The 10633-nt window shown below is 44.3% G+C and carries 9 protein-coding genes and 2 pseudogenes; 6 read left to right on the top strand and 5 right to left on the bottom strand.

The window, feature by feature from the left end; genetic code table 11:
* The 3 genes and pseudogenes from ACLFWI_RS18880 to ACLFWI_RS18870 form a co-directional block, all read left to right on the top strand.
* Window positions 1–182, top strand: a pseudogene (locus ACLFWI_RS18880) (restriction endonuclease); the annotation flags it as partial.
* Between the two features lie 238 nt (window positions 183–420).
* Window positions 421–747: pseudogene (locus ACLFWI_RS18875) on the top strand (DUF6883 domain-containing protein).
* Window positions 748–755: 8 nt separating this feature from the next.
* Window positions 756–1001 (top strand): DUF4926 domain-containing protein, encoded by a 246-nt coding sequence (locus ACLFWI_RS18870; RefSeq protein WP_006106412.1) that lies wholly within the window; start codon window positions 756–758, stop codon window positions 999–1001.
* A gap of 6 nt (window positions 1002–1007) precedes the next feature.
* On the opposite strand, the gene ACLFWI_RS18865 is transcribed toward ACLFWI_RS18870, so the two are convergent.
* The 4 genes from ACLFWI_RS18865 to ACLFWI_RS18850 all read right to left on the bottom strand — a co-directional run bounded on the left by ACLFWI_RS18865 (window position 1008) and on the right by ACLFWI_RS18850 (window position 5018).
* Window positions 1008–1220 (bottom strand): DUF433 domain-containing protein, encoded by a 213-nt coding sequence (locus ACLFWI_RS18865; protein ID WP_446414188.1) that lies wholly within the window; start codon window positions 1218–1220, stop codon window positions 1008–1010.
* Between the two features lie 15 nt (window positions 1221–1235).
* Entirely contained in the window at window positions 1236–1457 is a 222-nt protein-coding gene (locus ACLFWI_RS18860; protein ID WP_446414187.1) for a hypothetical protein, read from the bottom strand.
* A complete protein-coding gene (locus ACLFWI_RS18855) occupies window positions 1454–4573 on the bottom strand; it encodes an NB-ARC domain-containing protein (protein WP_446414186.1) in 3120 nt (1039 codons plus the stop codon). Before ACLFWI_RS18855 ends, ACLFWI_RS18860 begins: the two co-directional genes overlap by 4 nt.
* A 241-nt stretch (window positions 4574–4814) precedes the next feature.
* Entirely contained in the window at window positions 4815–5018 is a 204-nt protein-coding gene (locus tag ACLFWI_RS18850; RefSeq protein WP_446410206.1) for a hypothetical protein, read from the bottom strand.
* A 984-nt stretch (window positions 5019–6002) separates the two neighbouring features.
* On the opposite strand from ACLFWI_RS18850, the gene ACLFWI_RS18845 reads away from it, so the two are divergent.
* Both ACLFWI_RS18845 and ACLFWI_RS18840 read left to right on the top strand, forming a co-directional pair.
* Window positions 6003–7169: a SpoIID/LytB domain-containing protein gene (locus tag ACLFWI_RS18845; RefSeq protein ID WP_446414185.1), complete on the top strand. Its 1167-nt coding sequence runs from the start codon at window positions 6003–6005 to the stop codon at window positions 7167–7169.
* Window positions 7170–7237: 68 nt separating this feature from the next.
* Window positions 7238–7369, top strand: a complete 132-nt coding sequence (locus ACLFWI_RS18840) for a hypothetical protein (protein ID WP_446414184.1) — start codon at window positions 7238–7240, stop codon at window positions 7367–7369.
* 1 nt (window position 7370) lies between these two features.
* On the opposite strand, the gene ACLFWI_RS18835 is transcribed toward ACLFWI_RS18840, so the two are convergent.
* Complete coding sequence (locus ACLFWI_RS18835) at window positions 7371–10091, bottom strand: tetratricopeptide repeat protein (RefSeq protein ID WP_446414183.1); 2721 nt, start codon at window positions 10089–10091, stop codon at window positions 7371–7373.
* A gap of 136 nt (window positions 10092–10227) precedes the next feature.
* Between ACLFWI_RS18835 and ACLFWI_RS18830 the strand changes: the two genes are divergently transcribed.
* Window positions 10228–10633 (top strand): hypothetical protein (locus tag ACLFWI_RS18830; RefSeq protein ID WP_446414182.1); only part of this gene is annotated, 406 nt, incomplete at its 3' end.

The raw sequence follows: 10633 nt of genomic DNA, 5'->3' as shown, positions 1-10633 counted from the left end.
TTTGCCGACTGCGGCTTTTTCCTACAAAAAAATCTATTGCCATTATTGATTCTGAAGGGAAAGAAGCCAAGAAAGTCCTCTCAAGCTTGAATGAAATTTATGGGGTTGCAGGAATATTAAAAGACAGAGCTAGATATCTAGCCCAAGATGAGACAACACAACCTGAAGTTGTTGAACAGTAACTCATGATCTGCTTTGGATAAGTCTAAACAAAAAGATCTAGATATCGAATCCGATGTAATCCATCTGTACAGCGATCGCGACTTTACTCAAAAATTGAAACGCTTTCGGGTTGGGGGTTTGACGGGTTTTGGGAGGGAGTGCGATCGCTCTCCTCCTGCTCCCTCGGCAAAAGAGGAGGTGGCACAACCGAAGAATGACAACTCTCTCCGAACTGGCACAACAAAGAGTCGGCAAAACATGAAAATCCCTGATGATGCCATCATTCCTGATACTAAATTAACTCGCTATCTCCTAGTCAAGAGAGAACAAGACGATAAATAAAACTTTTTGGCACAGGCGGGATTTACACGGGATAATCCAGACCAATTAAAATCCGCCATTCGTCAACTTGCCGATACAGTAGAAGCGGTAGAAGATAGAAGCAATGAATATGGGACGTTCTACCGTGTCAAAGGTCAACTCATGGGTGTCAATAACACAAACTTGGAAGTAATCACAGTCTGGCTGAACCGTAAAATTGATAACCAATTCCAGTTTATTACTTTAATTCCCAACAAGGAGTGACACTAGAAATGCTTGAACTTTACCAGCGCGTTGTCCTATCTCGCAACCTACCAGAACATCACCTGCAAAAAGGCGATGTTCTCACTCTGATTGATTATGTGCCTCACCCTAGCGGTGGCGAAGATGGCTATATTTTGGAAGTTTTCAATGCTGTGGGTGAATCAATTAATGTAATTGCTGTGCCGATGGGAGCAGTTCAAGCCTTGAAAAATAATGAAATCCTCACTGTTCGTTCTTTAGCTGAGGCGAGTTAGTAAAACTTAAACCTGCTCTCGCGCTAACCATGCAGCAGACAGCAATGACTGTTGAATATCTTCGGGTTCCAAATAGGGATAATCTTCGATTATTTCCCCCACTGTTTTACCATTTGCCACTAAATTTAAAACCAATGAAACCGGAACTCGCATTCCCCGAATACAGGCAACTCCTGCCATGATACACGGATTAAATGTAATTCTGTCTAAACCTAACATCAATTAGCTCTCCTTTCACGTCAACAGCGATCGCAGATTCTCATTCTCGGATATTGTCAAGTCTGGGGAAGGGAATGCGATCGCGACTTTAACCGAAACCTGAAACGCTGTCGGGTTGGGGATTTGACGGATCGGGGGAGGGAGTGCGATCGCTCTCCTCATGAGCAGTCGCCTAAAAGTTCTAGGGGAAACAGGCGAGACGCGATCGCACAGTCTCAACTCAACCCAGCCAATCACCTCCCTAATCTGAGTTCTAGCTCTTTTTCTAGAAAAGTTTCATAGAAAAACAGAATCTCTGGGGAAACATTGGCTCGCTCAAGCTCATCTTGTATAACCTGTGCTGCTTCTAGCGCTTTTTCCCGTAGAGTGTCAGGTAAATGAGGCGCAATCTCTGATAGAGCTTTTGCACGGCTCGACTTATTTTGTATAGCCTGTGCCGCTTCTAGCGCTTTTTCCAATAGAGTATCAGGTAAATGGGGGGCAATCCCTGATAGAGCCTCGGCGCGGAAATACTCATCTTGTATAGTCCGTGCCGCTTCTAGGGCTTCAGGTAGGATTTCAGGTGAATGGGGCGCAATCTTTGATAGAGTTAATGCACGGAAATACTCATCTTGTATAGTCCGTGCCGCTTCTAGGGCTTCAGGTAGGATTTCAGGTGAATGGGGCGCAATCTTTGATAGAGTTAATGCACGGAAAACCTCAGATTGTATAGTCCGTGCCGCTTCTAGGGCTTTGGGTAGGATTTCAGGTAAATGGGGTGCAATTTCACACAGAGCATCGGCGCGGAAATACTCATCTTGTATAGTCCGTGCCGCTTCTAGGGCTTTTCTCAGTAAAGTCTCAGGTAAGTAGGGCGCAATCTTTGATAGAGCATCGGCGCGGAAAAACTCAGATTGTATAGCCTGTGCGGCTTCTAGTGCTTCAGGTAGGATTTCAGGGAAATGAGACACAATCTCTGAGAGAACATTAGCGCGGTCATCGTCATCTTGTATAACCCATATCGCTTCTAGCGCTTCAGGTAGAGTTTCAGGTAAATGGAACGCAATCTTTGATAGAGTTAATGCACGGAAATACTGATCTGGTATAGTCCGTGCCGCTTCTAACGCTTTTTCCCGTAAAGTGTCAGGTAAATGGGGTGCAATCTTTGATATTGCATCGGCGTAGAAATACTCATCTCGTATAGCCCGTGTAGCTTCTAGCGCTTTTTCCAGTAGAGTGTCAGATAAATAGAACGCAATCTCTGAGAGAGCTAATGCGCGGAAATGCTCATCTTGTATAGCCAGTGTAGCTTCTAGCGCTTCAGGTAGAGTTTCAGGGAAATGGGGGGCAATCTTTGATAGAGCTAATGCACGGTCATTCTCATCTTGTATAGCCCGTGTAGCTTCTAACGCTTGTTCCAGTAGAGTGCCAGGTAAACGGGGTGCAATCCTTGATAGAGCTTCTGCACGGCTCGACTCAAGTTGTATAGCCTGTGCTGCTTCTAAAGCTTCGGGTAGAGTGTCAGGTAAATGGGGGGCAATCCCTGATAGAGCCTCGACGCGGCACCTCTCATCTTGTATAGCCCGTGCTGCTTCTAGTGCTTTGGGGAGTAGATTTTCTGGTAAATGGGGGACAATCCCTGATAGAGCTTCTGACCGACTATTTGGATCTTGTTTCTGTTGAGCATAAGCTAGACCCTGTTCTGGAGTCCATATCTGCTTCTCCACCAGCGCTGCCATTAACTCAGCCGGAATATTCTCTGCCAAAGAATTAAGAGATGCAACAATCAAGGCATAGCGACACTGGAGTCCAATAGATTCTGATGGTTTCTCCTCATACATCTCTTCTGCTAATCGCCAAGCTCGTGCCACATCGGTGACAAAGTTGCCCAGTTTTCCCAGTCTGTCGCACGCTTCATACCACGCATTACGTCCTTGAGGTGTTGAGGCTTGTAAAAGTTGATGTAATTCTTGGGATTGACCTGCTTTCTCTAAATGCCAACTCAAATAGTTATGAATATAACCATCATTCGATAATGTGTACCATTGTCCATTTTCAGTCTTGGCACGGTAACGCTTTAGAAACGCAGCATGAGCCTCCTTTAACCTTAATCCCAGTCCTGGTAATTCCTCAGCATAAACCGGGTTAACACTATCGGTTAACAACTCCTTAGCCCGGTCATGCATTAAATCATGGATGCGATAAGTCGGTTTCTCTCCCGGCTGCACCGCTCCAGATAACAACAGTGCTTTAGAACGCAGCGTTCGCAGAATGGCTCCAGCTTGTCGCGGTTTCACTTTCCAGAGAACGGCGGCTGTCTCCTGTCCAATGGCAGCATCTTCAGGTAAAACACCTAACCAAGCAAACTGCTGTAATTGTTCCGGAGATAACCGCCGTAAACTCAAGTTAAATGATGCTTTTAAGCTCAGACGCTTACGAGTTTCTTCACAACTCGCACTCCCAGCAGCAATATCATCTAATGTCTCTAGTCGTGCAACTTCAGCCTGGAAGTCCTCTAATAATTCCCACCAATCCACACCCTCAGCAATTTGAGCCGCCGCCAGTTCTAAAGCCAATGGCAGATACCCTAACGCCTTTGCCAAGTCTAGAGCTTGTTTCTGCTCCTCGGAGGACATTGGCATTAGAGGTCTACATTTATTCAACAACTCCAGCGCCTCGGCTGGACTCATCATGTCCAAGTCATAGCGAATGGCTCCCCGCACAGGAGCTTCACGGGTGGTGACTAAAACCCGACAGTTTGACCCACCCACCTGAAAGGGTTCGATATCTTCCGATTTCCAAGCATCATCGACAACTAATAAACTACGTTTGTCATAAAGTAGGGTTCTCAGATGCGTCGAAGCGGCTTGAGGAGTCGTGGGTTTATAGTTATAGTCTCCTAATGCCTGTATCCAACCACTCAAAAGTGAGAGGATATCCGGTTGTTGACCCAGTGTTACCCAGAGTATCCCATCGGAAAAGCGTTGATGAATATCGGGGTCATGAGCCAGGGCTGTGGCTAAGACAGATTTGCCAATCCCACCCAGTCCATAGATAGCACTCACCACTAACGTTCCCGGTGTGGTTTCTCCCGTTTCTAGGAGTAATTTTTTCACGTCCCGACGCGGTTGGGAGCGCTCGACAAAGTTGGGGGGTAATGGGGGAGCCTGGAAGGGTTTGCCTACCCATTTAGGTTTAGTGCCAAAATTAACAGTCCCATAATTCTGGAAGCTGTTTTGATTCCCATGAACCTCACCAACCGCCGTACCAATTGTGTTTTGATCACCGGAACTACCGATATGACCTTGATTATCAACACTGCCAACATCGTCACCAAAGGTGTATTGTTTTATCTGGCTTTCATGCTCACTCATTACGCCCAGAAACCATACTCACTTTTCACAAGACGTCTCGAAACCCTGTCCGATAAGCGTTGCTAAAGGTCAAAACTATTGCATTGGGTCAGGGCGGGTTTAGTCGCATCTGGGTTAACCCAGAAAGGATAGTTGTCAAACCCGCCCCTACACTCTATCACTCAAAACGATATGCCGTGAAACGTCATAGAAACCGTAGGGGCGCACTGACCTGCGCCCAATTCACTGACCTGCGCCTGATTCAATCGTCAACGCTATATCCTTTTTTAGCCGTTTCAGCAGAGGAATCCACTTCAGCTTCAACCCACCCCCTAACCATTTCAATAGGAATACCAATAGGAGCAAACAACACTTTTAGCGCTTCAATACCACCTTCTTTCAGGGCATTACGGAGTCGGGTTCTGAATGTCGGATTGTGCTTAATTTCTTGTTGCAGCGTTACCACTAAAGCACTTTGCCTTTCAGTTTCAGTAGCATTCGGATAGGTTTGCTTAAGCTGTTCCAGTAGCTGCTGAATTTCGGCGGCGGCTTGGGCTAGTGTTTGCTTTTGCTCTGGTGCATAGTTGTTAAAGGTTCCCTACTACAAGCTGATCGCACTGGTTTTGATAACCACGATTCACGACATACCCCTTTGCTCGTTCTGTATCCTTCGATACTGACATGATCTTTAGCTTGGCTCAATTCCGTTTTGGCTAAATTTGTCAATCTATGATAATTTAAACTATTCTTTTCCCCATAACGGTTTAAATTTTTCAATCATGCTTCCATCTCAACAAAACGTCATAATTGCTCATTTTTGACCCGTTTTCCGGAATTATCTACGAATTTTCAAGGGTTACAGCAATTGTGAGATGAGTGTGCGATTTTCAGGTATATTATCTATGGTGGGTTTTTCGTGGGCAAAATTAATCTCAACATAGCTAAACCCCTTGAATCTCCGTAACACTTTGTATAATGTCTGGTTTTCGTCTCACTCCCCATGTCACCTTGGACGCATGTATTTTCTTAAACTTACGATAAAAATCATTACTAAGTCTTGACAAAAACACAGATTACACAGCTAGGATGACAGTTTCCCAAACACTGAATCGTGAGATACACAGATTGACACAGAAAAGTAAATAATCTCCCCAACAATTCTTACTCTTTTCATCCTTTGCCAGCGAGAACTAACGCCTCTGTGTAATCAGTGCTACCAGCCTCCCACCCCCCACCTCTACCGTTCCTACCAATCAGAGAAATCAGTGTTACCATCTTTATTCAGCCAGGGAGTGCCATATCCAAAGACGCGATCGCAGATTAAACTAAGAGGCGGTGCAAGACTCGCCATCTGTCGTTATCGTCCTCTCCCAACCCGATCAGGAGCAAGTTATTGATGATTCGCCTGCCTAACAACCACCCGATTTTAAAGGGTTCTAGACTATGGTCAATGGTTGTGGTTTCAGCATCCCTCGTATTGCCCTTGATGCTAGCTCAATCCTTTTATTCCGGTTCTAAACCGATCGCATCCTCTCCCCAACCGTCTCCCTCACCATCACCCCGATCAGAAGTTCCACCGCCGCCAAATCCGTCCCCGGCTGAAGTGGAATGGCGTCATCGTCTGATTGCCCAAAGTCTCTCCTGGCAACGTCCCTCAACTCCCGTTCCCAAGGCAACCCCATCTCAATCCTCTACTCCTCAAGATACCGCCAAAACTCAAACCTCGGCGGCTCAATCACCGACAGCCAACCGAACCACTCAAACCTCGGTTCCCAAACCCCCCACCCCCCTACCGCCCAAACCTAACGCCCAGACTCAAGCCCAAAGCCCACCCCCGCAATCCCCTCCCGCCGCTTCGGAAAACTCTGCCAAATCTGAAACTCCTCCCGCCAATGCAGCCAGCTTAGAAATGCGAGTTGCGATCGCGACTGGGGTGAGTTCCCTAAATGTTGGCACATCTACCGCCGGAATCGTGGTGGATGCGAATGGGAAGACATTAGGAAAACTTGAGGCGAAGGAAGGAGTTGATGTTCAACCCAATGGTTCTTATCTTCGCATCGGTGAATGGAAAACCCCAGGAGGCGTTTGGCTTAAACCCACAGGTGGCGGGTTTGTTTTTGTCAATGGTCGCTGGTATCGAGGGGATTTACTTTTAATATCACAAGGGGATAGTCTACTTGCCGTTAACTATATTGAACTTGAGACCTATTTAGCCAGCGTAGTGGGTGCAGAAATCTATCCCAGTTGGCCCCCCGCCGCTCTGAAAGCCCAAGCGATCGCAGCTCGTTCTTATGCGATCGTGCATTACATTCGACCGGCTAATCAGTTATACGATTTGGGTAATACTCAGCGTTGGCAGGTGTATAAAGGAATTGAGTCGGAGTGGAATACAACAACTCAAGCGGTTCAAGAAACTCAGGGAATGTTTCTCAGTTATAAAGGGGGCGTCGTGGAATCATTATACGCCGCTTCAGATGATATTGTCAGTAATGTTTTTGGCGGTCAAGGAATGAGCCAAAGGGGTGCTTATCAGTTGGCGATGCAAGGGTATGATTACAAACAAATTTTAGCCCATTATTATCCGGGTGCGGGATTGTCGTGGATTGAGGATCAGTGAAGGGGAGACCAATTAGGGAGCGTTGATTTGTATAGCCAGGAAATAAATTTCCGTTGTAGAGACGTTGCATGCAACGTCTCTACACATTGGGCTGGGGATTGAAACTGTTGCCTACCCTCACCACTTATTCAACAAGCCCTATATTGATCTCTAAAGGTTTCAATCATTTACAGCCAAGGCTAATTATAAAAATCGTTTAATTTAAGTAACAATGTTTTGGGTATATTGCCATATTTTGATCAATTTTAAAAGTTCTTGATACCGGAATCTATCCAATAACCCAAATCTATCCCCTAACCTCAAATTTAGCCTCTTAAGTATGCTACTCTTAGACCTTTTAGCCGTAATAGCTGTGAGCAATTTTAAAATTAGATAATCTCTGTAATGAGGAATTATATTCTCATTGTAAAGCTTATATAGAAATTCAGTGGCGACAAAAATGACGTAATCTGCTGAAGTTCGTTGATCCTCAATAACTTTCAGTACGGCTAGGTATGGAGTTTCAATATTCCATCCTGCCTGCCTAGCCCCTTCCAGTAGAAGTTCATCTCTACTAATCGTTAAGGCTTGCCGACAGGGTAAAATATAACAGTTATTTCGTACCCAGCAGATAAGTTGCTCAAAATAAGCTTTCCTTTTAGCCGCATTTTCTGGGGTAAATTCCTGCCTGACAAGTTGTCCGTTAATTGTACAAAGGATTGATTCGCCGTCTGAGTTGATGCCTTGACATTTTTCTACCTCCTGGCGTAGTAGATTGAGTGTAGACTGAGCAATGCCAAACTTGCCTAGTGCTTGTACGACACTATCTGCTATTCCCAGAATATACAAAGTTAACAAGGATACTAAATCAATTATTACGAGTCCTCCTTTCTTGAGTCGAGCAAGGGAATCATCAAATTTTTCTTGGAAATTAGACCAACAATGGATGTATGGCTCAGAACCGTAAACCAACATCTCCCACGATTCAACTGAATTTTTGTTGATGACAATAGCCAAAGTACCCAAGGGCAAGGGAATTTTTCCTGTGCGATAATCCGACTTCGCTCTATTGAAATTCTCTTCACGTTGTTTGAGCCTTTCCTGCAAATTCAGGAAAAACTTAGGATCAATTCCATAATCCTCTGATATCGGGACAGGGACTGATCTAAATCCTTTAATATTAGGAAGTGTATCGAGTAAATCTAAACTTTGCTTTGCCGCCGCAAAATATTTGTCTTTTATCGCAACTATAGTTACCGTTTTTTTGCCCAGAATGCCAAATTCATCGTCTGCCAGAACAATCTCATCACCCAGATTTTTATCCAGTAATTTCTGGTATAGTGGTTGATTCCTATCCAACTCTTGTCGTGCGAGTTCAGCATCCGGGCGGTCATCAAGGATATACCATCTCTCACTGTTGGATTTATCTCTTAGGAGTACGCCACAACCATTCGTTACCCGTTCTAGGCTATCTTTACAAGATTTTTCCAGTAACGGAGACGTTGCTATAGTCATTCCACTAAAAAGCATTTTTACGGGTAGGGTGTTTATGTCAGACTCGTCTATATTCGGTGTTTGTAACTGACGCTGCATTCCCTCGGAGTAGGAAATGACATAAAAGGCGTGTACCTGACCTTCTTTAAAGAAGCGTCGCCTTGTTTCATAAAGAATTTCAAGGCAATGATGCCATCGCTCCCTAACTTTGTAGAGCAAAATTAGGTTCTGGCAAGCTTCTAGTGATAGATTATCGATAGTCGGATTTGAATCAAGGAAACGATCTAAATCATCTAGGCAATCGGTATAATAGTTAATTAAAGCTAACCTAAACTGCATATATACATCATCAAAAAACAGTTTTAAATACTCAGTACATACTTGACGAGCTTTTGGTAAGTCATCGATAATCTCATAGATAATTGTTGCCATTTTTGATACTTCAGGAATAGCTCCGTATCGGTTAAGCAGTTGCTGGCAAACGTCAAGAGCCGCCCCGTAGTCACCGACATTGTAGTAAGCGGTGAGTAATCTGTGGGTTAACCGATTATTCAATGTTTTATCGACAAACTGTTCATACACTTCTGCGGCATCGCGATAGTATTTCAATTCGTCAAACAGGAGATCCGCAAATTCCATCTGTCCGAGTAAATCGTTATTTTTACCGACAGCGGATTTTGCTCGATCAATTAATTCTGATATATTTTCCTCTTCACCAGTGCGTAGAGACAGTCGAATTTGACTGACGAGATAGAGAATATTATTCGGCTCTTCATCAAGTAAGAATTGAGAAAATCGTCTAGCATTATCGTAATCCATTGTTTGGATATATAATTCTAACCGCAACTGTTTTGCTGTGGTTTTAAAGTATTCATCATTATCTTTTGACAGAAAATCATCAAGTACATTCTGCGCTTCTGTAAATTGACCTTCTCCAATCATCAAACTGGCAGTGAGCAAAGAGGCTTCAGGCGTTTCCCGATTTGCCAGAATTCTTTGTAGATACTTAATCGCCTGTACCTTGTCCCCTTTTTCATAGGCAAGTAAAGCACGCTGCTTAATCAGTTTAGGATTTTCCGGTTCTACCTGTAAAGCTATGTCAATATCCTGTATCGCTTCATCTGGCTTTTGGAGAAGCATTAAAACACTGCTTCTATTAACAATTGCCGTAAACTTGGTAGCAGTTAAATCACTGGTAATGGGATTATTATCACCTAACACATCAGTAAATAATTCTCTAGCTTGTTCCAATTTTTTCCGATTGAGTTCATTAACCTGTCCAGCCCTAACAATAGGAGAATCCTGAACGAAAAGCTTCATCAAGGTAATGCCCAACCAAACCTTAATAGTATTGGCATTTCCTTCGCTTTGATTAATGGCAGTTTGAAACCATTTCTCTGCCTGAGTATAGAGATCTCTATCCAAAGCCGCCCGACCCAAAGCTGCCATTACATGACAAGCGATGGTGAAAGCCCTCGCGATTCATCCGAGGGATGAAACCGAGCGAAGCGTTCAGCCCAGCAACTTCAGTTGCGAGTCTTGGCTAACTCATGCTATGCTTCTATCATGAGTTTAACATGATAAAATGATTGTCTACGAGGGCAAGCTAAAAGGAAAAGACTACCAGTATAGAAGGCTCGATGAAGCCATCCGTACTGGTTTGTTTATCCGTAACGCTTGCCTTCGTCATTGGGAAGATGGTGATGCTAAGAGTCGCAATGACTTGTATAAGTATTGTACAAGTCTTGGCAAAAATAAAGAATTCCCCTGGGCGGGGAAGCTGAACTCTCAAGCTCGACAAGCCATGTCAGAGCGTACCTGGGCAGCTATCTCAAGATTCTTTGATAACTGCAAAAACCCGATCAAAGGAAAGAAAGGGTATCCCAAGTACAAGAAAAACCGCCCTAATCACGGGTCTGTAGAGTATAAAACATCTGGCTGGGTGCGATTCGTTTCCTCGAAAAATGGAGAATACAAATTCAAAGTGTACG

This window comes from Coleofasciculus sp. (assembly GCF_046539235.1).
Lineage (GTDB): Bacteria > Cyanobacteriota > Cyanobacteriia > Cyanobacteriales > Coleofasciculaceae > Coleofasciculus.
The sequence above is the reverse complement of the archived record's forward strand: the minus strand, read 5'-3'. Positions and strand labels throughout refer to the sequence as shown.